This window comes from Nocardia sp. PLKS1-43 (assembly GCF_059510335.1).
The window spans coordinates 1-23,099 of sequence record NZ_JCAJZQ010000026.1; the positions used below are offsets into that span (position 1 = coordinate 1).

The following is a 23,099-nucleotide window of genomic DNA, read 5'->3' on the forward strand; positions in this document are numbered from 1 at the left end:
TTGCCGGTCGCGCGCTACCCAGTTGGCCAGGGTGCCCTCATGGATGCCCAGCTCCCGGGCCACCTGCGCGATCGGGCGCCCGGTCTCGTGCACGATCCGGACCGCTCCCTCACGGAAATCCCGATCGAACTTACGTCTCTTCTCCGCCATCAGGCCTTTCCTCAAAGATCAGGCCTCCACGGTACGAGGGGAATCACATTCTCAGCGAGCGAATGACCTGATCGACGCCAGGCAGTGGTGCACTGTGGGCCGGCGGCGGATCTGCGGCGCCGACCCACAGCGGTATGAAGGCACGATCAATGACCGGCCTGTTCGCGGTACGATTCCCGATGGTTGACGGCTCGTCCGCTGCACTCGGCTAGTTTGGTTTTACAGAACATGCCGAGTTGATCCCTGGTCACATCATCGATCTCGTTACGACGCTCGCGCAGCAACAGAGACAGGCGCAGATAGAATTCGCTGACCCGCAGACCGAACTCCGGTAGGAGGTACTCGTCGCCGCCACCGAAGTTGCGCCACCTCCTGGCATGGTCGAGCATTGCCTTTTCGTATTGCTTCATGACTGCTCACCTGCTGATTTAAGCCAGATCGGCAGCGGTGAATCCGCCTTCGAGGTGACGCTTTATCGTCGTGAGATACCGAGCTGCATCTGCGCCGTCGACAATGCGATGGTCGTAAGTGACCGAAAGATAAACCATGCTCCGAACGCGGAGTTGGAGTGTGCCGGCGTCGTCGCGAGAGGGCACCACACGTTCGACCACCGCACCGGTACCCAAGATCCCGGTCTGGGGTTGGTTGATGATAGGGGTGTCGAACAATGCGCCGCGACTTCCGGTGTTTGTCAGTGTGAAGGTACCCCCGACCAGCTCGTCCGGTGTGATCTTGCCAGTTCGAACCCGCTCGGCGGCGGTGGCGATGGACCGGGCGAGGCCCTCCACACTGAGGTTTTGCGCATCACGGATGACCGGGACCATGAGACCTCGCGGACTGTCCACGGCAATGCCGAGGTGGCAATGTTCGTGATAGATCACTTCGGTTGTACTCGCATTCAGCGAGGCGTTGAGCATCCGGTGCTCACTCAGTGCACTAACGGCTGCCTTCGCAAAGAAGGGGAAGAACGAGAGCTTGACACCGGTACGTTCGAAGAACTCCTGTTTGTGGTTCTCGCGGAGCCGAGCAACCGCGCTGACATCGGCCTCGAGGACGGTGGTGAGTTGCGCCGAAGTGTGCAACGAGTCGACCATCGCACGTGCAATCGCTTGACGAATTCGTGGAAGTTTCTCCCACTGCGCGTCGCTCGATCGTTGGCCGGAGTCGGGAACCGGCGCCTGCGATACTGCGGGCGGTGTGGGCTGCTGTTCCGGACTCGGTTCGGTCATCGGCGGCAGATCGACGGTTCGAACCGGACTCGCACTGGGTTGCGGCGACGACTCCGGGCTGCTCTGTGCCGGGGCAGCCGACGCCGGGCCGGCCGGAGTGACCGACGCGGCGTTCAAGGTCGGCGGGTCGAGATTCTGGTCAGTGGCTGCCTCTGGAGCCGCAGTCCGCTCCTGCACAGCAGCGCCGGACTGAGCACTGATCACTGCCAGGGCGGTTCCGACCGGTACAACTTCGTTCTCCTCAACGAGGATCTTGACCAGCACGCCGGAAGTTGGTGACGGTATCTCGGTGTCGACCTTGTCGGTGGCGACCTCCAATAGCGGCTCTTCGGCCGCGACGGTATCTCCAGGCTGTTTCAGCCAACGGGTCAGGGTTCCTTCTTCGACGCTCTCACCGAGGTTCGGCAAGACGACGGTCGTCTCCATAGCCTGTTCAATCATCATGAGTTATGCCGTTCTCGCGTGAGCTATCGGAGGACGTCGAGCGCTGCACGCACGATCGCGTCGGAATCTATGCCGTGGTACTTGTACACATCGTCCAGTGACCCGACCTGGCCGAAGTGTGTCACTCCCAAAGGCCGAATCGGCACCTGGTTGACGCCTCCCAGGAATGCGAGGGTGTGTGGGTGCCCGTCCAGCACCGTCACCATCGGCTTCGCATGGTCGGGCGGGAAGACCTGATCGAGGATCCAGGTTTCACCGTCGCTGTGGCCGTTTCTGGCCTGGATGGCCCGGAACAGCAATCCGGGACTAGTCACACACACGACGTCGGCTGCAATACCGATGTCGGCGAGTCGAACCGCTGCGGCCAAGGTCTCGGTCATCATGGCGCCCATCCCCACCAACGTGACCTGGGCGTCCTCTAGCCGACGGAGCATATATGCACCTGCTACGACCTGTCGCCGTCGTCGTTCCCAGGCGGCCGGATCAGGGGGGATGTCTGCGAGACCCTGGTCGACTGGACGGGTCGACAGTCGCAGATACGCCGACATACCGTCCGGTTTACCGAGACGAGCCAGACTGGCCAACAATGTCCATTCCACCTCGATCGCGAAGGCAGGCTCGTAGCTGATACAGCCCGGCTGTTCGAGGCCGATCGAGGGCGTCTTGATCGATTGATGCGCACCGCCTTCGGCGGCAAGCGTCACACCCGACGGAGTCCCTACCAGGATCGACTGCCCACCCGCATAGATCCCGTACGACCACGGTTCCAGCGCCCGTTCGACGAACGGGTCGTACAGCACCCCGATCGGGTACAACGGCTCACCCCAACGACTCCAGGTCGCACCCAACTCCGCAATCAGGCCGACCAGATTCGTCTCGGCGATACCGAGTTCCATGTGCTGGCCAGTCGGCTTTTCCCGCCAATGCATGATGGTCTCGGCATCATCGGCGAACCAGTTGTGGCGTTCGTCAGCCGACCACACCCCGACCTTGTTGACCCAGCCGCCGAGGTTGGTGGTGGAACTGACGTCGGGACTCACGGTGACGACTCGCTTGGCCGCATCGGGCGCCTCACGGGTCAGATCCAGCAGGACGCGCCCAAGGGCGGCCTGGCTGGTCGCTGTTCCTTTCGGTGTACGCCCGATATCAACCGGGATTTTCACGGGCGACGCGGCCGGTACCGGCGAGCGGTGCAGTCGCGCGGCGGTGTCGATGCACAGCTGCCCAGCCGCCGAGTCTGGTGCAAAGCGGCCCCACGGATGTTCGGACTCCATACCCAACTCGCGGGCGAGAGAAGCGAACTCCTCAGCAGTCAGCAGCGACGAGTGGTTCTGCGGATGTCCCTGGGTCGGCAGTCCGTGACCCTTGATCGTGTAGGCGATGATGACGGTCGGGCGTGTGTCGTCGATTTGCTCGTATGCAGAGTTCAATGCCTCGAGGTCGTGGCCGCCCAGGTTGCGGATGGCTTTGAGCAAGGTGCCGTCGTCGAGTTGGCCGATCAGCTGTGCGATGTCGTTGTGGTGAGGCCCGTCGTCTGGAAGCCGGTCACGCACCTCGGGCGCTGTGCACCGCAGCAGACGCTGATATTCCGGATTGGACATCGTTAGGATACGTTCACGCAAGGCGGATCCGCCCGGCCTCGTGAACAGTTCTTCGAGCAGCTTGCCGAACTTCAGGGTGATGACCTGCCACCCCGCTGCGTTGAACATCCTCTCGAGCCGCGTGGCCGCGATGTTGGGAACGACTCGGTCGAGCGATTGCCGATTCAGATCCACGACCCAGACGATCTCGCCGAGATCAGCAACTCCCGGATCCAGAATTGCCTCCCAGACGGCGCCTTCGTCGAGTTCAGCGTCGCCGACCAGCGAATACTGTCGTCCAGTTCCCGCTGTGCCACTGATTGTTTCGACATAGCGACGCGCGACCGCACCCCAAATCGGTGCGGTGGCACCGATACCCACGCTACCGGTCGAGTAGTCGACCGGATCGGGGTCCTTGGACCGGCTGGGGTAGGACTGTAACCCCCCGAATGCCCGCAGTGTCGTCAGATAGGACTCATCGAGCTGTCCCAAAAGATAGTTGATGCCGTGCAGTACCGGCGACGCGTGCGGTTTGACCGATACGCGATCTCCCGGTTTCAGGTGGTTGAACCACAACGCCGTCATGATCGAGATCATCGACGCGCACGATGCCTGGTGCCCCCCCACCTTGAGTCCTGTTGGGTTCGGCCGAATGCGGTTCGCGTGATGGATCATCGCGGTCGAAAGCCATAACACTCGACGCTCCACTGCCTGGAGAACATCGAGGTCATGGAGTTCAGTTGTCGGGTTCATCTGACGTTTCCCTAGCTGAATGTGTTGCCGAGCTGTCAAAAGCGCTTCGCGCCGCGGTATGCCACCACAGCGCGGACCACATCTAACCCGGACCGACATGTACTGGAGGTCGGCCGCCTACGCGCGATACAGACGGTTCCGCTCGCCGCTGGCGGTGGCCGCGTCCCCTGGACCGATGTGTCGTGGGTGCGGGCATCTCAGTGGCCAACCTGCCGGATTCACAGCAAGACAGCCTCTCGCTGTTCTATGTTATAACACTCCTGCATCCTACGCAATCTCCCACACGACACCCCGGGGGCTACACTCGGCCCGAAAGGCCGTAAACAGGCACACAGGCATCGACGCGGATCAACGCCGTCGTTTATCTGCGCATGGAGCAAGCCGATTCGCATGGGCACCAGATGATATAACATATAGTGATGCTGCCTACCCGGAGCTCAGTGGGTAATCGTCCACGGCTCGACATTCCAACGAACCCGCCGGTCGCGGACTCCTCAAGACCGAAGACGTGCTGGAGCAGCCCCAATCTGAAGTACACTTTCAGAACACAGAGATCGGGAGCCGCTCAGCACTGAGGAGGGCTACGCTCTGAATCAGGTGCTTACCGGCCAGTCATCGCGCGCGATGGGGTCGCGGACGGCGCTCGGCATGGCAACTGGACGACATCGACGAGCTGCAGCCCGAGCAGAACGGGCAATCCAGGGGCAGCACACCGGCCACAGTGGACCGATCGCCGTGCTGGCCGCCGAACCAGGCCTGTCGTACGACAGGCCACCACTGTCCAAACAGATCCTGCACGGCACCTGGGATCCGGCAAAAGCGGTATTGCGGCCTGCGGAGACACTACGCGCGCTCAAGGTCGACTGGCTCAAAGGTGTCCGGCCGGACGCCTTTGAGCCAAGCGGCAGGTAACCACCTCGGACGGCGATCGGCTCGCCTTCGACGACCTCGTCATCGCGACCGGAGCCCGCTGCAGTCGCTCGCCAACAGCAGAAACTCGCGGGCGTCCACACGCTGCGCACCATGCAGGACGCTGTGCGGTTGCGCGGTGAGCTGCGACCAAATCGACGCGCCATGGTGGTCGGCACGGGATTCATCGGCGCGGAGATCGCGGCGGCCGCACGTGCTGCGGGCATGGACGTGACCGTCGTCGAACGACTGGCGCTCCCACTGATCGATTGCATGCAGCGAATTTCCGGGCCTAAACGGATTTGAACGAAGTCGTGGCCAGCACGGATTTGAACGAAGTCGCGCTTTGCGTATAGCCAACAACAAGCCCGGAACCGCCGAGCAGTCAGCAGCTACGCCGTTGCCAACAAACCGAGTATCGCGATAGAGAGGATCATGACCGTAATGGCGGGAGCAAGGTCTTTCGCGTTCTTGTCTCCCGCACGCACGTGATAATACACCGCACCGAACATCAACAGCAAGACACCGATGGCCGCAACGATGCCAGCAGCCTTGAGAGACAATGCCGCTCCGATGAACCCGAGAGCCGCAAGACATTCCGCGGCGCCGATCATCCGACCGATGGAATTACCCACGCGCAGATGAGTGAGCAATGCATTCACAGTCTTGGTGCCGACCAGTTTGCTTATGCCGAGGAAGCCGAGAAATACCGCGAGTAGAATTGCAATTACAATGGTGGCGACATGCATCGATGTTCTCCTAGTTTGCTAAATAGCGAGGGGTGACCAATCAGTATTCATATAAGTTCAGCCTTCGCCGCAAAGACGCCGACTGCCCATAATCAGATATCACGCGTTGTCACCACTATTTTTGAACGTGTGGTCAGGCCGTTTCAGCAAGAAAAGGGCTTGGATCCTCAAAAATCACACCCCATCATCCGGCCATCCCGCACCTGTGTGCGCATGACAACGGGCAGAGGAAATTCGGCATGGCTTTCCATCGGGTAAGAGATCTCGACGCAAAGGACGCGACAATCTCACCTTCAGGCCATCCTTATAGAATGCCGTATCGAGCGGCGGCGACCGCTCTGAGATAGTCCGTAATCCAAGCCAGAATATTGGCAAACCCGGCAGAGGGATCATTGTTTGCGGCCCTGATCAGACAGTGGGGGTACCGACTTCACCGATCGAGTCATCGATTCCGTACTGGCGGAGTATCTCCATCGTGCGTCGATTGAGGTAGTACGCCTGGGACAGCGACGAACTCTCACTTCGCTGTTCCACCAGGTAGCGATCGACGCCGCGCTCGGACAGGAACTCCGATGCCGACAACCCGCATCCGCCGGTGACGATAATGAGCACTGACGCTTCCATGATGTGGACATTGGCCGAACTCATTCTTTCTGTACGACAGGTGACGACGTTTCGGTTATAGGACCGCCGGAAGGCACGGCCTGGCGATGTGTGCACGTGCGGGATCTGCTTGTTGCGTTCGGGGACAATGTGCGATCGCCTCGACAGGACCTTCAGGACTATGGTTTTCGGGTTGTAGCCGCACGCCGTGCAGGGTGTGCACGGCCTCCGCTTCTTAGCTTCTACAGGCCGGAGGAGTTGTTGCGCCCCATACTTTGGCTCGCAGTGTGTGTGCCGCCTCACAGTCTGCACGCAATAAGTTATAACGGCAACCCTTTGAGAAAATTTTCCAAGAATCAGCGCCCTGCCCGTCGCGATCGACGCAGTCAGCGCACGACCGAGCCCAACGCCCGCTGAGCAGCTTGCTCGTTCTCGGCGAGATGGGCCATGATTGCCCCGCGACCAGCTCTGGATCCTTGGTTCGAAACACTCCGAGCAGGTCGTCATGCGCATGCAAGCGGCGACCGTGCTCCTTGGGATCGGTGTCGAGGTTCAGGAATGCGAGCCGCAGGTAGCGTTCGGCCGCACGCCACAGTCCCTCGAACAGACGCAGATCCCAGGCCATAGCAGCCGGCCGCAGTAGCTCGACGTGGAACTTGTGGTGCGACTCGTAGACTTCGTCGACTCCGAGGGATTCATCAGCGAAAAGGTCGACATACTCCGCCAGACGAGCGAAATCGGCATCGTCCATCAGCCGGCACGAGCGGGAAGCAACATCCGGCTCGATTTGGCGGCGTAACCGATAAATGCCCCGCAGATCGTCGGAGTCGAAGGGTGTCACATAGGTGCTGCGACCGGAGCGAATAACAACCAGCCCCTGCGCTTCGAGTTGCCGAAGCGCTTCACGAACCGGCATAAAGCTCACCCCGCGCTGGCCCGCCATCTCACGCAAGGAGAATCGCTGCCCAGGCCGCAGGTCTCCGGCCACGATCGCGCGGCAAATCTCCTTGTTGACCCGGTCGACAACCGATGTCGGATCCAGGGCACGGACGAAACTTTGCTTGCGCCCACCACCTGCTGTCATCGCGATGACCTATCTGTCGACACGAGGCCCCCTACCTTTGGCGCGTCGCCGCGATGGCGGAAAGCTGACTGCCGCCGCGGACTCCCATGGTTGCAGCGGCGACTGTACTGTTATAACATATTGCGAGCACTTGCCTATCAGCAGGTTACTGCGCGCTTCGGGAAGGCTCGGTGACTCGCCGCGTGCCCGCGGGGCGCCACATATCAGATGCCGCGGACCGAGCCGTCTCGAACAACTCGACCACCGACAGGAACGTCTCTATGCGCATTGTCAATCAATCCGGCCGGCTCAAGATCGTTCGCGACGATCTCGCTATCGACGTCGAGCAAGCCAGCGACAGTCGATTTTCCTCGGATCCGCAGGCCATCTTCGCACGCTGGGACGAGTTTCGCGCCTGGGAGGCGAAGCTGGACCTGGCCGCGAGTGCGCCAGTTATCGAGTCCGAACTGGGTGCCCCCGTCCCACGCCCTGGGCAGATCTTCGCGATCGGCGTCAATTATGCGGACCATGTCAAGGAAGCTGGCATCGAGACACCCGAAACCCCGTTCGTGTTCACCAAGTTTCCGGCATCGATCACAGGCCCATACGACACCATCGAACATCCGGGCGGCTCGGTAGATTTCGAGGTCGAACTGGTCGCTGTCATCGGTCGGCAAGCCCGAGATGTCCCTGCGTCCGAGGGCTGGGACTATGTCGCTGGCCTGACCGTCGGCCAAGATCTGTCCGAGCGCGAAATGCAACTGTCTGGTCCGGCGCCGCAGCAGTACAGTCTCGCGAAGTCCTTCGCCGGCTTCGCGCCGATCGGACCCACGCTGGTGACGGTCGACGAACTCGACGATCCTGACGACATCGAGTTGAGCACGATCTTGTCGGGTGAGCAGTTGCAGAAGTCACGGACCCGACACCTGATTTTCCCGGTCCCCGCCCTCGTCGCCTACCTGTCGTCGGTGCTGCCCCTGCTACCCGGCGACCTCATCTTTACCGGGACGCCGTCGGGCATCGGATTCACGCGGAGCCCCCAGCGTCTGATCGGTGCGGACGACGAACTCGTCACCCAAGCGGAGGGCATCGGAGAAATGCGCCACCGCTTCGCAGTGAGCCGTCGCCCACACCCCCTCGACCTCTCGAACGGTGCCGTAGCCGGAAAGGAAGAGCCGCAACAATGATCGCGAACGGTCCCGACGTCCTGTGGGCCCCGACACCGGAACGCCTCGAACGTTCCCGCATGGCACAGTATCAGCGCTGGTTGGAGTCCGACAGGGGAATCTCTACCCGGGATTTCGCTGATCTGTGGCAGTGGTCGGTCGACAACCTCGACGCATTCTGGGGATCGATCTGGGAGTACTTCGACGTGATCGGCTCCCGGGCTTCTGCCACCGTGCTCGCCGATCGGACGATGCCGGGGGCAACATGGTTCCCTGACGCTCACCTGAACTGGGCGGAGAATCTTCTACGCCATACCGACGCTGCCGGGCCCGCGATTATCTCGGTCAACGAGCACGGCACCGCCGGGCAAATGTCCCGTGCTGAACTCGTCCAGCAGGTAGCCAACCTCTCCGCTCATTTCCGGAGTATCGGAGTCCAGCGCGGAGACCGCATCGCGGCAGTTCTGCCGAATACGGCACAGACCGTTGTCGCCGTGCTCGCGACCGCCAGCATCGGCGCGATCTGGTCCTGCTGTGCCCCGGACTTCGGGCTGAAAGGCCTCGTCGACAGGTTCGCTCAGATCGAACCGGCCGTAGTGATTGTTGCCGACGGATATGTCTTCAACGGCAGAGCGATCGATCGGACGGAGATACTCGAGGGCTTGCGCACCGAGCTGACGACCGTCGAACACACGATCATGGTTCGCAATCTGCGCCCCGATGAGCCGGTGCCAGCCGGCGTGGCCGATTTCGCAGAGCTTGTCAGCGGCAACGCCGAACCACAGTACGAACACCTGCCATTCGACCACCCCTTGTGGATCCTCTACAGTTCCGGCACCACCGGCTTGCCGAAGGGCATCGTGCATTCACACGGCGGCATTCTGCTCGAGAGTTTGAAGGCCAACGGCCTGCACTACGATCTGGGGCCAGATGATCGCGTCTTTATCGCAGCCAGTACCGCCTGGGTAGTCTGGAACATGCTCGTCGACGCGATGTCCACCGGCGCCACTGTCATCACCTACGACGGCAGCCCGCTTGCCGGTCGACCGGACAAGCTCTTCGAGATCTGCGCGGATCATCGGGTTACCCGTTTCGGCACTGGTGCCGCCTATCTGACCGGGTGTGAGAAGAACGGCTGCGCTCCGGGTGCCGAATTCGACCTCTCGCAGCTGCGATCGATCATGAGCACTGGATCGCCGCTGCCCGATTCGACCTGGCGATGGATCTATCACAGCGTCGCGAAGGATATCCACCTCGGCTCCGACAGTGGCGGAACCGATGTCGCTACGGCGTTCATCGGTGCGAATCCACTCACACCTGTCATCGCCGACGAACTGCAGGGCCCATGCCTCGGCGTCGCAGTCGAGGCATGGAACGAAGACCGCGAACCGGTAACAGACGAAGTCGGCGAAATGGTAATCACCGCGCCGATGCCATCCATGCCGATCACATTCTGGAACGACCACGACGGCTCCCGGTATCAGGCCGCGTATTTCGCCACCTTTCCCGGCGTATGGCGGCACGGCGACTGGATAACCCGAACTACCCGAGGAACATTCCAAGTGCATGGCCGCTCGGACTCGACCATCAACCGGGACGGGGTGCGGATGGGGTCTGCTGACATTTATGAGGCCGTCGAGTCACTGCCGGAAATCACAGCGAGTATGGTGATCGGGGCGGAGCTTCCGGACGGCAACTATCACATGCCGCTTTTCGTGGTTCTCGAACCAGGAGTCGACCTCGACGACGAGCTGATCAATCGTATCCGGAATGCGATCCGCACCAACGTATCTCCGCGCCACGTCCCCGACGTGATCCTCCCGGCGCCAGCCATTCCCACGACCCGTACAGGTAAGCGACTCGAGGTTCCGATCAAACGTCTGATACAAGGCGTTCCGGAATCCACCGCCGTCAATCGCGCTACCGTCGCCGACCCCGACGTACTCGACTGGTACCTCGACTACGCGGCCCGCTTCCTGCAGTCACTCGCTAAACAATAGCCACATACGGTTAGGTCGGATGTTTGGATCATCGGGACGTGCATAGAAATCTTTGTTGCGACGTCCCGGTGGTTCGGCGTATCGGCGCGGGTACCTTGAGAAATCACGGCGACCTACCTTTTTTCTAAGCTTGAAATTGTTCGGTCGTTTTCGCCGGAGGCGAGCAAAATATCTCGATAAGATCGATACCTGCGCGGTGAGTAAGAATATAGAGTACAAATTATTGCGCTGCACCCAAGAAGCATATGGTTCAGATCACGTACCGTTCTCTGTGGAATCCGAGATCCACCCGCCTGCCGATTTCCGCCGTATGCGGACAACTACGCTCGGAAGCTTCCCGCTCCAGGCTGGTGACGTCAACAGGAGATCAATCGTCGCCTGAAGCACCACTATCCGAATGAACGAAGGCGAGCGATATGAACGTCGTTCCCGACCACGCCAAGATGCAAGGACTGCTCGACGCCGCCAAGTCCATCGCGCCAACTGTCGGCGAAGCGGCACCGGAGGCACTGGCCCTATGGCGCGCACCGGACATTTCCAAGCAGGCTCGCCGCTGGGCTGACTGCGATGTCACTCCGGTCGAGCGCGACGGCTGCCGCGCACCACGGCGGTGCAACTCGAGGTGATCGCCACCCTCGCCACCGCCGATGGATCGCCCGGGTGGCTGACATCGATCTACACCGCGGTCAGTCATATGGATCATCGTGCCTGGCCCGCCGGAACAGAGCGGCGCTCCGGTGGCTTTCCTCGTCCCGAAGTCCGAGATCGTGGACGATTGGCATGTCATCGGCCTGATTGACCGGTCCCCGATGACGGGAGCACCCGATCTTTGAGTCCAGGTTGTATTCGTCCAGATCCAGTAGATGCTGCACACCACCGGGTGGTGGGCGTGGGTGCAGGCCGCAGCGTACTCGGCCGGCGTCAAAGTAGCCCAGCGCCGAATACCGATGCCGGCAATTGTGGTCGTCCGTGGAATCGCCGATCACCACCCGGGTCTCGAGCAGGCTCGTCCAGTGATTTCGGTTCAGGCATTCGGTATGAGGGTGGGCTCGTCGACCATCGACGCGATCTTCACCGCCTTGCCGGCCACCGTGGAGTCGAACTGGAAGTCCAACGCCCACACCACCTTCGGCGCATCCGCATCGACCGGCGGCATCGACGAGACACCGGCCCGCTTGCGCGGATGATGCTCACGCACCTGCAGGCCATCTTCACGCCACAACCGGTGCACCCGCTTCTTGTTCACCACGCTGCCCTCGTTGAACCGCAACGCCGCCCAGGCCCGGCCGGAACCCGTGACACGGGGTTTCCTCGCGCAACAGCGCAACCAGGCACGCAACCCCATATCCGGGTCGGCCGGTGTCCGCGGCATCGGCAACCGTCGATACGTAGACCGATGCAGCCCAACCACCTTGCACGCGAACCGTTCCGACACACCCCGCACCTTGCGGAGCATGTCGACGGCACGGCGTTTGGTGGCCGGGCCTAGCATTTTCCAGTCACGATGAAACCCGCTCACCACACCGCTCGGGCCGCCGCAGGAGTGACCAGAATTTTGCTGACCCCGTTCGGGTGATCGAACTGCGTTGGCTAGCACCGGCGCCCGTCGAGGACGTACTGCACATCAAGCGCAAGCCACCGGACGGGTTCTCGTCGTCGAAGAGGAGATCCCCGTGCCATATCGAGTGACATAGCGCTGCCGCTCAGCAGGATCCGGTACGGCCCTTCGTACGCGGAGCGGTGCGTCCGCAGGCGCCCGTGTCGCGAACCGAAATTCTCTACCCGCGCGAACCGGCCACTTTTTCGTCGTTCGTCGAGGCCACCGTGAGTCCTCGGTGGAACAGGTTGTTCGGGTCGAGCCGGCGTTTGATGTCGGTCAGCCGCTGGTAGGTGTCGGTAGGGTAGGCGTCGTGGATGCGTTCAGGTCGGGTATCCGAGGAGTAGCACACATACATGCCGTCCAGGTGTGGGGTGATGGTTTCCCAGGCGCGGTCGAGGTCATCGTCCATGTCGGGCAGCGCCCAGACGGCCGCCAACACCTGCGGTGTTCGGTGGGCGAATGCCATTGCGTCGGGGTCGATGTCGCTGACGGCTCCGCCCACTGAACGCAACTCGAGGAGTGTCACTGCATCTTGGTCGAGCAGTTTCGCGAGCGCTGCCGCGTCGGCGGCGGCGATCTCGGACAGGTAGCCATTGCGGATCTTGATCTTCTGCTGCCCAATGTGACGGCTGTCCGTGGGAGTCACCAGGGCCGAGTATGGGATCAGCTGCGCGTGTTGGTCGATGACCGGGGCCATCCTCAGCATCGGTTCCAACGCGGACACCGCCGCATCGGCATCCTGGCCTGCCCAGACGGACAGAGCCTGAGCCACTGGTCCGTATCCGCCCTGAGCCGGGAACACGGTGAGGAAGCTCGTTAGCTCTCGCGGTGCATCGGCGAGATACCGGGCCCACCGCTCGAGGAATTCGGCTGTGTCGGTTGCGTCGAACGTGAAGTTGGCGAACACAACGTTGCTGAGTTCGATGGCTTCGAACTCGAGTGCGGTGACGATGCCAATCGATGCCCCGGCGCCTCGCACGGCCCAGAACAGGTCGGAGTTGGTGTCCTCATCGGCACGGACGCGGCGGCCGTCGGCGAGAACGACCTCGGCGGCCTTGATGTGGTCGACGGTCACGCCGTATTTGCGGACCAGCCAGCCGAGGCCGCCGGCGGTGGCCAAACCGCCGACGCCGACGTCGCCGTAGTTTCCCGACGTCATCGCCCACCCGCGGGCTGCAAGCGCTTTGGCGACGTATCCCCAGGTCGCTCCGGGACCGACGCGGAAACGACGGGTGGTGGTGTCGAGAATCTCGATGGCGTCCAGTTGCGAGAGGTCGATGATGATGCCGCCGATGTTCGTCGAGGAGCCGGAGATGCCGTGCCCGCCGGAACGTACCGACAGCGCGGCATCTTGGGCGGCGGCGTAGGTGACGGCGGCTGCCACGTCGGCGGCGTCTTCCGCCATGATGATCAGGCCGGGTCGGCCGACGGCCATGTAGCTCGAGCGCAGGTCGTCGTACCCGGCGTCGCGGGGTGTGACGGTCTTGTCGGCGAGACGGTCCGGGAGTGTGACATAGTCGATACAGGAGCTGAGTTCGGCTCCCGGATCTGCGGCGCTGGGCTTGCGGGTGGCGCCGCCTCGGCCGGGGGTTGTCAGTCGTACGGCTGTCTCGTCGAGCGGTACGCTCGTGCCGCGTTCGTTGGCGACGAGCTCGCGGACGGCGGGGGCAACTTCCTGCCCGAACCGTTCGACAGTCGTGGTGTCGTCACTTCCGAGGATGTAGGTGGAGATGCCGTACTGAAGCGACCAGCCAATCGTTCAACAGGAAGTGTTCGGCCCCGTAGCCACCTTCGAGATCTTCAACGACGAGGCGGAGACTATCACCCGCGCCAACGCCACCGACTACGGCCTCGCAGCGAGCATCTGGACTCGTGACGTCGACCGCCCGCTCCGCGTCGGCCGCGAAATCGCCGCCGGGACAATCTGGACCAACACCTGGGCGATGATCTTCGACCAGATGGAAGAGGGCGGGTTCAAACAAAGTGGGGTCGGGAGACTCCGCGGAATACGCGCACTCAAGGAATTCCTCGGAGATCAAACACTACGTTCCCCCTTCCCCCGACCACCTGACCGTTCCCGGCGCCGCCCCCGCTTCTCGCGCTGCATTCTCTTCCGCCCGATCACCGAGAGAACAAGCACGGCAGTCGCGGTCGGCCTTCCGAAGGACCAGGTGGCGCTCACATCCATCTCGCCATTTCTTCGCGGGAGAATGAACACGCTCGGCCCCTGCCAGAGACAGGGGCCTTTCGCATCGCATGCACCGACGTCGCCGGTCACGCCCGGTCGCGGTTCGCGGTCCCGGATCGATCGACCTCGCTGATCTTACCGGCGGTTCGGGGAAGGCGAATCGGCCGCTACGCGGCGACTCACGTCTGAATGGCGCCGCCACGAGCGGCGGTGCGTGCACCGGCCTTGAACGAGCCAACTGATCTCACACAGCTGCCACCTGCGCATTCAGGCACCGGCGGCTTCCTCTTCCATTAAAACCCTTGCTGTTATCACATATTGCATGGCACTATGTGGTCTACACCACAACGGCGGCTTGATGTGGCTGCCGACACAGCCAGATTGGATGTTATATCAAATAACGGCAGGTTCGACGCACCGCGCGATCGCCCCCGATCCAGCGACAGCGGATAGTCCGCACTTCGTGCACAGCAGCGATTTTGATTGGAGACCAGCAGATGATCGAACCCGAGTGGGACCGGACCATCGACGTACTCGTCGCGGGCAGCGGCATCGGCGGTCTCGGCTCAGCGGTGGTCGCCGCCTCCACCGGTGCACGAGTCGAGGTCGTCGAGAAGGCCGAGAAGGTTGGCGGCACCACCGCGAAATCCGCTGCTTACATGTGGATTCCGAACAACAAGTATCTCCGCGCCAGCGGAGATACCGATCCGCGCGACGACGCGCTGCGATATATGGCCAAGCTCAGCCGTCCCCGGCTGTACGACCCCGCGCACGGGACCTTGGGCCTTCCGGAGTGGGAGTACCGCGGAATCGCAGCGTTCTACGATCACGCCGCCGAGGCCGCGGAGGCTTACGAGAAACTCGGAGTCCTCGACTTCGGGCATGCAGCCAATTTCCCGGACTACTACGCACATCTGCCCGAGAATGCGGCACCGACTGGTCGGGTCCTCTTTCCCGCCGAGAGCGAGGGCGGCCCCAGTGGCGGGGCGGTGTTGGTCAGCAAGCTGATGGCGGCATGCAAGCGGGCCGGCGTCCCGGTCGCGACCGGGACGCGCATCACCCGGCTGGTCCGCGACGCAATCGGCTCCGTTATCGGAGCGGTGATCGAACGTGACGGTGAGCAGACCCGGGTCAGGACCCGACAGGGCGTCATTCTCGCCACCGGCGGATTTACACAGGATCCAGCTCTGCGGCTACGCTATCTCGATCAGCCCTATGTGGGCGGATGCGCGGCGCGCACCAATACCGGCGACATCCTCGCGATCGCACGCGAGGCCGGTGCAGATTTCGCCAATATGAACGTCGGGATGCGGGCACCGATGGTGCTCGAACGGTTGCTTCACGATCCCACCTCGGTTCGCGGATCATTCATGATCCCCGGCGACTCAATGCTGATCGTCAACCGCTTCGGCAAACGTGTTCTCAGCGAGAAGACGCCGTACCACGACTTCGCCCGCGCCTTTTTCCATTGGGACGGCCAACTCGGCGGCTATCCCAACAACCCACTGATCGCTGTCTGGGACGAGGCGGCGCAGCGCTTCGGCGGCGAGGGGTTCGGCAATCCGATCGCCGCACCCGGCGACGATCCCTACTGGGTCGTCACCGCTGATTCACTGGTTGACCTGGAAAAGGGCATTGGTGAACGGCTTGAACGACTCCGCGCGATCACCGGCCAGGCTGAACTCGAACCCCAGTTCGGCAGCGCGCTGGCCGCCACCGTCGAGCGCTTCAACACGATGGCTGCCGAGGGCGTCGATCATGACTTTGGACGCGGGTCCACCCCCATCGAACTGGCCCTGAGCGCCTACTTCGGGGTCGGGGACGGCCCGAACCCCATGATGGCGCCGCTCGCGGACGAAGGTCCCTACCACGCGACGATCCTCGGGCCCGCCCTGATCGACACCGCCGGTGGGCCCCGCGTCGACCACCACCAGCAGGTCGTACGCACCGACGATCAACCCATCCCAGGCCTGTACGCCGTCGGAAACTGCGCCGCAACACCATCCGGGGAGGCGTACTGGGCCGGCGGTCACACCATCGGCTTCATCCAGTGCGCCGCCTACCTCGCCGCCATGCACCTCACCGGTTCCTGACAACACCCCGGCAGAGCACCCACCACACACCACGCCATCGAGGAAAAGCACATGACTCAGACGACCTTCGACTACACCACGGCCGCCACGGACTTCTACCGCGAACTCGACGCCAACGACCCCGGAGTGTTCGATCGCCGGCTCACCCAGGACGCGGTGTTCATCTTCAACAACCTGGACCCGGTCACCGGCCGGGACGCCATCGGCGCATTCATCGGTAACTGGAAGGACAACTTCACCTCGGTTGCACACGAGATCATCGAGACGACGGTCGATCCCGTCAAACAGATCATCGGCGTCGAGGTAGTGGTTACCTACACCTTCACCGAGGGAAACGTCGTCGAACTCAACGGATGCTCGTTCCTCGCGTTCACCGGCGACCGTATCAACAGCTACCGCGTCTACGTGGACACCACCGCACTGGCCTGAGCCCTCCCGGAGGACCGCTTCCGCTGCACTTAAACACACAGGAGTCATCATGGGAAAGCTCGACGGCAAGGTCGCCCTCATCACCGGCGCGGCGCGAGGCCAGGGCCGCAGTCACGCCATCACGCTGGCATCCGAGGGCGCCGACATCATCGCCATCGACCGGTGTGCACCGATCGACTCCGTGCCCTACGCGATGCCGACACCGTCGGATCTCGCCGACACGGCAAAGGAAGTAGAAAAGCTCGGACGTCGGGTGATCACGGTTGAGGTCGACGTACGCGACTTCGACGGCCTCACTCAGGCTGTCGATCACGCAGTCGCTGCTCTCGGCCGGCTCGACGTCGTGTCGGTAAACGCGGGGATCTGCAGCCTGTCCCCCGCGTTGGAGATGTCGCAAGCGATGTGGAGCGAGATGCTCGACGTCAATCTGACCGGAGCATGGCTGACCGCCAAGGCCACCGTCCCCCACATCCAGGCCGGCACCAATGGTGGCGCACTCATCTTCACCAGTTCGGATGCAGGCATACGTGGTCAGGCGAACCTCGCGCACTACGTCTCGGCCAAGCACGGGGTCCTCGGCCTGATGAAGTCGTTGGCCATCGAGTTGGCACCGCACGATATTCGAGTCAATGCGGTGTGTCCGGGCAACGTCGATACCCCGATGATCGTCAACGACACCGTCCTCAAGCTCTTCCTCCCCCACCTCGACTCCCCGACGAGGGAAGACGCGATCAAACCCGACTCGGGATATGTCGCCGCCAATCTGTTCCCGATCCCGTGGGTCGACCCGTCCGACATCAGCAAGGCCGTCCTCTATCTGGCGTCCGACGACGCACGCTACGTCACCGGTGTCGCGCTTCCGGTGGACGCCGGCTATCTCCTCAAGCGCTGACCCCGGGTACCCGGCACCCTTCACCGAGGAGTACTCCATGGTCTTCACCCTTGAGCGTCTTCGGGACGAAGACGCGATCACCCGCTTGATCTTCGCTTATTGCGCGGGAATCGACTCCGGTCAGTTCGACGACACCGCTCGGCTGTTCACCCGGGGAACCTGGTTCCTCAACCCGGAGACTCCGTGCTTCGGATTCGAGGCCGTCTCGAACTTTCTGCACGACAACGTCATCCTCTACGGTGACGTTCCCGCCACACGCCACACCGTGTCCAACATCCGGATCGACATCGCCGACGACCGAACCCGCGCTCAGGTCCGCTCGTACGTGATCGTCTTTCAATCGGTACCCGGCGCCGCGCCACACATCATGTTTCAGGGCGCTTATGACGATGCCGTTGCTCGCACGGACGGGCAGTGGCACTTCCATGAGCGCCGCACCGAGACGGACGGGACCACAGACATGTCCCTGCACCTGAAGTCGGTACAGGCTGTCGGAAGCTGACGTTCTCGATTCCGGAAATGACTGCCTCATGCTCCATTCCGTGATCGTGCAATCCGTTTCCACCACCTTCTTGGCGACGGGCAAGGACACCCGGTCTGGCAGTAATCGCCGATCGCACACACTCACCCGTACTCACACCGAAGTCGTCGAGGTACACGGCGGCACCGCACCACACAGCAGGGAGTTTCAGATGGCACGCATGTCAAGCAAGGTCGCACTCATCACGGGCGCAGCGCGAGGGCAGGGGCGTCAGCATGCGATCCGACTCGCCGAGGAAGGCGCCGAGATCGTCGCGACCGACATATGCAGCCAGGTCGCCGAGGTTCCGTATCCGATGTCGACGCCTGAGGACCTGCGGGAGACCGTCGCGCTCGTCGAGAAGCTCGATCGGCGGTGTCTGGGGATCGAAGCTGATGCCCGTGACTCGGCACGAATGCGTGAGGTCGTAGCGCAGACTGTCGAGGAGTTCGGCCGACTCGACTCCGTCGTGATCAATCACGGCATTGGGGTCCCACATGCGGTGGACCAGGACGACGCCGATGCCATCTTCGATGCCACCATCGAAGCGAACCTCAGCTCGGTGTGGCGCACCGCACGTGCAGCGATCCCGCAGCTTCGTGCGCAGGGTGGCGGGTCGATCACCATCACATCGTCGGCCGCTGGACTGGTCGCATTCTACGGGTTTCCCGGGTACGTCGCCTCCAAGCACGGCCTGATCGGCCTCGGCAAGGCGCTCGCCGCCGAGTTGGCCCCGGACTGGATCCGGGTCAACGTCGTGTGCCCCACCAACGTCGCCACCCCCATGCTGCACAACCAATTCATCCAGACGATGTTCACCGGCGGCGACCCGAATGCCACCGTCGCCGACATGGAGTTTCCGGCCACAGCCACCAATCTCCTGCCGATTCCGTGGGTCGAGCCACGCGCAGTCTCCGAGGCGGTGTTGTGGCTGTCCTCCGACGAGGCCAAGTATGTCACCGGCATCGCCCTTCCCGTGGACGCCGGAATGACGATCCAGCCTCCGGGAATCACCCCGTTCCTCGGCCAGCGGCTGGCCGAACTCGGCAACTAACCCCCTCCGGCACTCGCAAGGCGGCGTCGGCGACACCAGTAGTTCGGGCCCGCTTTCGCGCGTGCCCCTCTTCCGAGCGCCGAATCGGCACATCAGCACAACCTCAGGAGTAGCTAGCATGGGAAAACTCGACGGGAAAGTCGCGCTCATCACCGGCGCCGCACGAGGCCAAGGACGAAGTCACGCAGTACGTCTGGCCGAAGAAGGCGCCGACATCATCGCGATCGATCTCTGCGATCAGATCGAGTCCGCCGATCACACCATGGGCACAGTCGAGGACCTTGGACAGACCGCGCTGATGGTCGAGAAGCTCGGCCGTCGGGTCGTGACCGCCACGGCCGATGTCCGTGACCGCGCATCGATCGAGAGCGCCATTTCAGCGAGCGTCGCCGAGCTGGGTCGCCTCGATACCGTCTCCATCAATGCCGGGATCGCCTCGTTTGCCCGAACCATCGATATCGACGAGCAGGCATGGAGAGATGTGCTCGACGTCAACCTCACAGGGGCCTGGCTCACAGCGAAGGCGGCGATCCCGCACATTCAGGCAGGCGGCAACGGCGGCTCCGTAATCTTCACGAGTTCGGCCGCTGGCATCCGCGGACAGGGAAACCTGGGGCACTATGTTGCCTCCAAGCATGGGGTTCTCGGACTGGTGAAGTCGCTTGCCATAGAGCACGGACTCGAATTCATCCGCATCAACGCGGTCTGCCCCGGCAACGTCGATACCGAGATGCTAGTCAACGATACGATTTTGAAACTCTTCATGCCGCACCTCGACGCCCCGACTCGAGCGGACGCGGAGCAACCCGGTTCTGGCTATATCGCAGCGAATCTGCTTCCGATTCCGTGGCTTGATCCGATCGACATCAGCAACGCGGTGCTGTTCCTTGCCTCGGATGAGGCTCGGTACATCACTGGTGTGGCCCTCCCGGTTGATGCCGGGTACCTCGTCAAGTAGTCCGCATTTCCGAACCGCCCGCCCAGGAGTCGCTCTGTGTTCAGTACCATCTTAACCATTCGTAAGCGCAAAGACATTTCGCGTGAGGAATTCGTCGAATACTACGAGAACAAGCATGTTCCGCTTGTTGGGCGGTTACTGCCGAGCACGATTCTGTCTTACCGGCGGAACTACGTTCTCGACGACGATCCGCTTTCGGTGGAGCTTTGCGAGGGTCGTGGTGACGATACATCGGTTCCGGATATCGCGGTGATCACCGAGGCCAGGTTCGCAAGCCGGGCCGAGGCCGAAGAGTTGATCAGAGCCTTTCTCTCCGAGGACATCCTCAATCAGGTCCGGGCCGACGAAGACAACTTCATCGCTCCCGGCGGCGTCCGCTGGCGAGTGGTCGACGTACGCGAGTAACAAACCTTGTAATATGGGATACAAAATGCATGTCCCATACATCTTCGGTGACGCCGCCATGTACTCCGTCGCGTACATCGCAGGTGAGACCTGCACACCGCCGGGAGCCGCCTCCACGAACGCAGCCGCCTGCACGCCAGGCGAATAATCAAGAAGGAGAACAACAATGCCGACTATGAACTCCGAGCTGGAGACCACCCGGAAGTTGCTCGAGGCTGCCGATACCGATATCGCGGCGTTCTTCGGGTTTTTCGCGAAAGACTGCGTGTTCCGCATGGGCAACAATGAAACCATCATTGGACGCCAAAACATTCAGTCCTGGGTCGCGTCCTACCTTCGGTCCGTTGCGGGGATGAAGCACGTCATTCACGAGGAGTGGACCGATTCGAACGTCACCGCCCTGCGCGTGGAAGTCACCTACACGATGCAGAACGGGGAGAATTTCACACTGCCCGCCGTGACGCGCACTCGCGTCGAAGACGGTCAGGTCACCGAGTACCTGATCTTCGTCGACGCGAGCCCAGTCGTTGCCGCCTCGACAGACTAGCTGCCCGCCCGCCCTCGCACCGAGGGGCGCTATCGGGCCGACTGTGCGCGCCGGAAGCGTGGAAGCCGTCTGTTGCCACTCGACAGCGGAGGGCTTCCACGGACCAGGTGCATTTCCCGCCGCATGATCGAGCCGGATTCGTCCACCGCGTGAGGCTGCGGCCTCCTGAATTCACACGCCACCGCCTCTGAGCGGGACTCAGAAATTGGAGCACTCTTATGCCCACAGCGTCACCGGTCAGCATCGAGGAACAGATCACCTGGCTCACAGATCGTGCTCAGATCCACGATCTGCTGATCTCCTACGCTCGATGCGCCGATACCAAGGACTGGACGGGATTCGCGGATCTCTTCGCCGACGACGGACAGATTGTGTTGCCCTTCGGAAGCATCCCCAAGGACGAAATGGCGGACAGCGTCGAACGCGTCCTCGCCCCCTTCGAAGGAACGCATCACCTGTTCGCCAATATCGGCATCGAGATCGACGGCGACACCGCCCGCTCGAACCACTATCTGCAGGCCGTACACCTCGCCTCCGCAAACTCCCCCAGCCGCCACGCGGACATCGGCGGTTGGTACGACAACAACTATCGACGCACCCCGAATGGGTGGAGGTTTGTGTCGGTGGATCTGACGTTCGTTTGGAGCGCTGGCGATGCCTTCGAACCCGGGGATCCCACCAGCTGAGCCGCCTGACCTATCCGACATCGGGATGCGGCCGTGCACCTCCGACCGTGGCATGGCGCTGCACTGGCATGATCCGAACCTGCTCTACATGGCTGTGGCGAGTTCCGCGCGATCTCCCGGACTCCCACAGCCTCTTTGCGTGCTACGACGGGCCGGCGCGCCGATTCGAGCGACCTTGGACGCCAATCCAGCCAGAGAAATAGGTTGACCAGCAGAACATATTGGCAACAGCACACCATCGGGTATGCTGTTGCTGTGTCCAACCCCACACCTGCCCCGCGTACATCGGTGACCGGTCTCGTACCCGGAGACTTCGGCTGGTACTTAGGCATGGCTTTGCGGGGTTATCAGACGCGATTCGAGGATGCGGTCGCCGATCTGCCCAGCGGAATACGGGGATATCAGATCCTATCGACCGTCGTTCATCGCGACCCGCCCAACCAACTCGCTCTCGCAGCGCACCTCTCCATCGACCGCACCGTCCTGACGTACATCCTCGACGACCTCGTCGCGGCTGGTGTCGTCGAGCGAATTCCGGACCCTGCCGACCGTCGTGCCCGCAAGATCATCGCGACCGACGCAGGAAAGAATCTGCTCGCAGACTTCGAAAAGCGGGTTGCCGCAGCTGAAGTCGACTTGCTATCAGGAATGTCCGACTCGGAAACAGACACCCTAGCAACATTGATCAGCCGCTTGGCAATGAACGTCCACCGATCGCAACCCGGAACCAGCCCCTGCGAAGCTATGGATCATCTGCCCTGACACGAGTGTTCACGGTCACCTCACCGCTCTCACCCCTGGCACGTCACTGGGCAGGGTGAGCTGCGCCAAGACGCGGCGGGCGAAATGGGTCGCGACGTCAGGGTCGGCGAGTCGGAGGGCTTCGAGCGCGACGTCGTCGTATGCGACGACATCGGATTGCCGTACCGGACGCAAATGCACGAGTCGTTCAACCGCACGGGCCGCGAGGTGGCAAGTGGTTCGGTGGAATGTGCAGGCGATATTCAGGCCCGCAGCGGAACGGGGACTGTCGCTTTGAGTGCGGATGGGCGAGCGAGAGGCCGATCCCGCGGACATCCCG

Annotated in this window: 24 protein-coding genes; 15 read left to right on the forward strand and 9 right to left on the reverse strand. The window is 62.2% G+C overall.

Annotation, left to right across the window (positions count from 1 at the left end; all coding sequences use genetic code 11):
• The 4 genes from AC5WS7_RS39955 to AC5WS7_RS39970 form a co-directional block, all read right to left on the reverse strand.
• Window positions 1-150 (reverse strand): transposase (locus AC5WS7_RS39955; protein ID WP_495959888.1); only part of this gene is annotated, 150 nt, incomplete at its 3' end.
• A 146-nt stretch (window positions 151-296) separates the two neighbouring features.
• On the reverse strand, window positions 297-560 hold the full coding sequence (locus AC5WS7_RS39960; protein ID WP_495959867.1) for a DUF3263 domain-containing protein: 264 nt from the start codon (window positions 558-560) through the stop codon (window positions 297-299).
• A gap of 18 nt (window positions 561-578) precedes the next feature.
• Window positions 579-1,823, reverse strand: coding sequence for a 2-oxo acid dehydrogenase subunit E2 (locus tag AC5WS7_RS39965; RefSeq protein ID WP_495959868.1), 1,245 nt, complete (start codon window positions 1,821-1,823; stop codon window positions 579-581).
• A 23-nt stretch (window positions 1,824-1,846) separates the two neighbouring features.
• Complete coding sequence (locus AC5WS7_RS39970) at window positions 1,847-4,156, reverse strand: thiamine pyrophosphate-binding protein (RefSeq protein ID WP_495959869.1); 2,310 nt, start codon at window positions 4,154-4,156, stop codon at window positions 1,847-1,849.
• Window positions 4,157-5,083: 927 nt separating this feature from the next.
• Here AC5WS7_RS39970 and AC5WS7_RS39975 point away from each other — a divergent pair.
• Window positions 5,084-5,371: an FAD-dependent oxidoreductase gene (locus tag AC5WS7_RS39975; protein WP_495959889.1), complete on the forward strand. Its 288-nt coding sequence runs from the start codon at window positions 5,084-5,086 to the stop codon at window positions 5,369-5,371.
• 86 nt (window positions 5,372-5,457) lie between these two features.
• Here the strand turns inward: AC5WS7_RS39975 and AC5WS7_RS39980 are convergent, their stop codons facing one another.
• The 3 genes from AC5WS7_RS39980 to AC5WS7_RS39990 all read right to left on the reverse strand — a co-directional run bounded on the left by AC5WS7_RS39980 (window position 5,458) and on the right by AC5WS7_RS39990 (window position 7,501).
• The gene (locus tag AC5WS7_RS39980) at window positions 5,458-5,814 is read right to left on the reverse strand and encodes a DoxX family protein (RefSeq protein WP_495959870.1); all 357 of its coding nucleotides are present in this window, start codon (window positions 5,812-5,814) and stop codon (window positions 5,458-5,460) included.
• Window positions 5,815-6,222: 408 nt separating this feature from the next.
• Window positions 6,223-6,438: an FAD-dependent monooxygenase gene (locus AC5WS7_RS39985; protein WP_495959871.1), complete on the reverse strand. Its 216-nt coding sequence runs from the start codon at window positions 6,436-6,438 to the stop codon at window positions 6,223-6,225.
• A 214-nt stretch (window positions 6,439-6,652) separates the two neighbouring features.
• Window positions 6,653-7,501: a GntR family transcriptional regulator gene (locus tag AC5WS7_RS39990; protein ID WP_495959872.1), complete on the reverse strand. Its 849-nt coding sequence runs from the start codon at window positions 7,499-7,501 to the stop codon at window positions 6,653-6,655.
• A gap of 260 nt (window positions 7,502-7,761) precedes the next feature.
• Here AC5WS7_RS39990 and AC5WS7_RS39995 point away from each other — a divergent pair, with 260 nt between their 5' ends.
• The 3 genes from AC5WS7_RS39995 (at window position 7,762) to AC5WS7_RS40005 (ending at window position 11,272) form a co-directional block, all read left to right on the forward strand.
• Window positions 7,762-8,667, forward strand: coding sequence for a fumarylacetoacetate hydrolase family protein (locus AC5WS7_RS39995; RefSeq protein ID WP_495959873.1), 906 nt, complete (start codon window positions 7,762-7,764; stop codon window positions 8,665-8,667).
• A complete protein-coding gene (locus AC5WS7_RS40000) occupies window positions 8,664-10,646 on the forward strand; it encodes an acetoacetate--CoA ligase (RefSeq protein WP_495959874.1) in 1,983 nt (660 codons plus the stop codon). Before AC5WS7_RS39995 ends, AC5WS7_RS40000 begins: the two co-directional genes overlap by 4 nt.
• 416 nt (window positions 10,647-11,062) lie before the next feature.
• On the forward strand, window positions 11,063-11,272 hold the full coding sequence (locus AC5WS7_RS40005; RefSeq protein WP_495959875.1) for a hypothetical protein: 210 nt from the start codon (window positions 11,063-11,065) through the stop codon (window positions 11,270-11,272).
• Window positions 11,273-11,670: 398 nt separating this feature from the next.
• Here AC5WS7_RS40005 and AC5WS7_RS40010 read toward each other — a convergent pair whose 3' ends face one another.
• Both AC5WS7_RS40010 and AC5WS7_RS40015 read right to left on the reverse strand, forming a co-directional pair.
• The gene (locus AC5WS7_RS40010) at window positions 11,671-12,018 is read right to left on the reverse strand and encodes an IS3 family transposase (protein WP_495959876.1); all 348 of its coding nucleotides are present in this window, start codon (window positions 12,016-12,018) and stop codon (window positions 11,671-11,673) included.
• Window positions 12,019-12,424: 406 nt separating this feature from the next.
• On the reverse strand, window positions 12,425-13,681 hold the full coding sequence (locus AC5WS7_RS40015) for an FAD-binding oxidoreductase (RefSeq protein WP_495959877.1): 1,257 nt from the start codon (window positions 13,679-13,681) through the stop codon (window positions 12,425-12,427).
• Window positions 13,682-14,000: 319 nt separating this feature from the next.
• Between AC5WS7_RS40015 and AC5WS7_RS40020 the strand changes: the two genes are divergently transcribed.
• The 11 genes from AC5WS7_RS40020 (at window position 14,001) to AC5WS7_RS40070 (ending at window position 22,780) form a co-directional block, all read left to right on the forward strand.
• Window positions 14,001-14,567, forward strand: a complete 567-nt coding sequence (locus AC5WS7_RS40020) for an aldehyde dehydrogenase family protein (protein ID WP_495959890.1) — start codon at window positions 14,001-14,003, stop codon at window positions 14,565-14,567.
• A 364-nt stretch (window positions 14,568-14,931) separates the two neighbouring features.
• On the forward strand, window positions 14,932-16,527 hold the full coding sequence (locus AC5WS7_RS40025; RefSeq protein WP_495959878.1) for an FAD-dependent oxidoreductase: 1,596 nt from the start codon (window positions 14,932-14,934) through the stop codon (window positions 16,525-16,527).
• 51 nt (window positions 16,528-16,578) lie between these two features.
• Window positions 16,579-16,956, forward strand: a complete 378-nt coding sequence (locus tag AC5WS7_RS40030; RefSeq protein ID WP_495959879.1) for a nuclear transport factor 2 family protein — start codon at window positions 16,579-16,581, stop codon at window positions 16,954-16,956.
• A 49-nt stretch (window positions 16,957-17,005) separates the two neighbouring features.
• A complete protein-coding gene (locus tag AC5WS7_RS40035; protein WP_495959880.1) occupies window positions 17,006-17,848 on the forward strand; it encodes a mycofactocin-coupled SDR family oxidoreductase in 843 nt (280 codons plus the stop codon).
• 37 nt (window positions 17,849-17,885) lie between these two features.
• Window positions 17,886-18,350 carry a nuclear transport factor 2 family protein gene (locus AC5WS7_RS40040; protein ID WP_495959881.1) on the forward strand — a complete coding sequence of 155 codons (465 nt, stop codon included), beginning with the start codon at window positions 17,886-17,888 and terminating at the stop codon, window positions 18,348-18,350.
• Between the two features lie 40 nt (window positions 18,351-18,390).
• On the forward strand, window positions 18,391-19,422 hold the full coding sequence (locus AC5WS7_RS40045) for a mycofactocin-coupled SDR family oxidoreductase (RefSeq protein WP_495959882.1): 1,032 nt from the start codon (window positions 18,391-18,393) through the stop codon (window positions 19,420-19,422).
• Between the two features lie 118 nt (window positions 19,423-19,540).
• The gene (locus AC5WS7_RS40050) at window positions 19,541-20,380 is read left to right on the forward strand and encodes a mycofactocin-coupled SDR family oxidoreductase (RefSeq protein ID WP_495959883.1); all 840 of its coding nucleotides are present in this window, start codon (window positions 19,541-19,543) and stop codon (window positions 20,378-20,380) included.
• Window positions 20,381-20,416: 36 nt separating this feature from the next.
• Window positions 20,417-20,785, forward strand: coding sequence for an EthD domain-containing protein (locus AC5WS7_RS40055; RefSeq protein ID WP_495959884.1), 369 nt, complete (start codon window positions 20,417-20,419; stop codon window positions 20,783-20,785).
• Window positions 20,786-20,960: 175 nt separating this feature from the next.
• The gene (locus AC5WS7_RS40060; protein WP_495959885.1) at window positions 20,961-21,332 is read left to right on the forward strand and encodes a nuclear transport factor 2 family protein; all 372 of its coding nucleotides are present in this window, start codon (window positions 20,961-20,963) and stop codon (window positions 21,330-21,332) included.
• Between the two features lie 218 nt (window positions 21,333-21,550).
• Window positions 21,551-22,018 carry a nuclear transport factor 2 family protein gene (locus tag AC5WS7_RS40065; RefSeq protein ID WP_495959886.1) on the forward strand — a complete coding sequence of 156 codons (468 nt, stop codon included), beginning with the start codon at window positions 21,551-21,553 and terminating at the stop codon, window positions 22,016-22,018.
• A gap of 255 nt (window positions 22,019-22,273) precedes the next feature.
• The gene (locus tag AC5WS7_RS40070) at window positions 22,274-22,780 is read left to right on the forward strand and encodes a MarR family winged helix-turn-helix transcriptional regulator (RefSeq protein ID WP_495959887.1); all 507 of its coding nucleotides are present in this window, start codon (window positions 22,274-22,276) and stop codon (window positions 22,778-22,780) included.
• The last annotated feature ends 319 nt before the right edge of the window (window positions 22,781-23,099 follow it).

Excerpts from the sequence above, each read along its gene's own strand:
- AC5WS7_RS39960 (WP_495959867.1), bottom strand. The coding sequence starts at position 560 with ATGAAGCAATACGAAAAGGCAATGCTCGACCATGCCAGGAGGTGGCGC.
- AC5WS7_RS39965 (WP_495959868.1), bottom strand. The coding sequence starts at position 1,823 with ATGATGATTGAACAGGCTATGGAGACGACCGTCGTCTTGCCGAACCTC.
- AC5WS7_RS39970 (WP_495959869.1), bottom strand. The coding sequence starts at position 4,156 with ATGAACCCGACAACTGAACTCCATGACCTCGATGTTCTCCAGGCAGTG.
- AC5WS7_RS39980 (WP_495959870.1), bottom strand. The coding sequence starts at position 5,814 with ATGCATGTCGCCACCATTGTAATTGCAATTCTACTCGCGGTATTTCTC.
- AC5WS7_RS39985 (WP_495959871.1), bottom strand. The coding sequence starts at position 6,438 with ATGGAAGCGTCAGTGCTCATTATCGTCACCGGCGGATGCGGGTTGTCG.
- AC5WS7_RS39990 (WP_495959872.1), bottom strand. The coding sequence starts at position 7,501 with ATGACAGCAGGTGGTGGGCGCAAGCAAAGTTTCGTCCGTGCCCTGGAT.
- AC5WS7_RS39995 (WP_495959873.1), top strand. The coding sequence starts at position 7,762 with ATGCGCATTGTCAATCAATCCGGCCGGCTCAAGATCGTTCGCGACGAT.
- AC5WS7_RS40000 (WP_495959874.1), top strand. The coding sequence starts at position 8,664 with ATGATCGCGAACGGTCCCGACGTCCTGTGGGCCCCGACACCGGAACGC.
- AC5WS7_RS40005 (WP_495959875.1), top strand. The coding sequence starts at position 11,063 with ATGAACGTCGTTCCCGACCACGCCAAGATGCAAGGACTGCTCGACGCC.
- AC5WS7_RS40010 (WP_495959876.1), bottom strand. The coding sequence starts at position 12,018 with ATGCCGCGGACACCGGCCGACCCGGATATGGGGTTGCGTGCCTGGTTG.
- AC5WS7_RS40015 (WP_495959877.1), bottom strand. The coding sequence starts at position 13,681 with ATGGCCGTCGGCCGACCCGGCCTGATCATCATGGCGGAAGACGCCGCC.
- AC5WS7_RS40025 (WP_495959878.1), top strand. The coding sequence starts at position 14,932 with ATGATCGAACCCGAGTGGGACCGGACCATCGACGTACTCGTCGCGGGC.
- AC5WS7_RS40030 (WP_495959879.1), top strand. The coding sequence starts at position 16,579 with ATGACTCAGACGACCTTCGACTACACCACGGCCGCCACGGACTTCTAC.
- AC5WS7_RS40035 (WP_495959880.1), top strand. The coding sequence starts at position 17,006 with ATGGGAAAGCTCGACGGCAAGGTCGCCCTCATCACCGGCGCGGCGCGA.
- AC5WS7_RS40040 (WP_495959881.1), top strand. The coding sequence starts at position 17,886 with ATGGTCTTCACCCTTGAGCGTCTTCGGGACGAAGACGCGATCACCCGC.
- AC5WS7_RS40050 (WP_495959883.1), top strand. The coding sequence starts at position 19,541 with ATGGGAAAACTCGACGGGAAAGTCGCGCTCATCACCGGCGCCGCACGA.
- AC5WS7_RS40060 (WP_495959885.1), top strand. The coding sequence starts at position 20,961 with ATGAACTCCGAGCTGGAGACCACCCGGAAGTTGCTCGAGGCTGCCGAT.
- AC5WS7_RS40065 (WP_495959886.1), top strand. The coding sequence starts at position 21,551 with ATGCCCACAGCGTCACCGGTCAGCATCGAGGAACAGATCACCTGGCTC.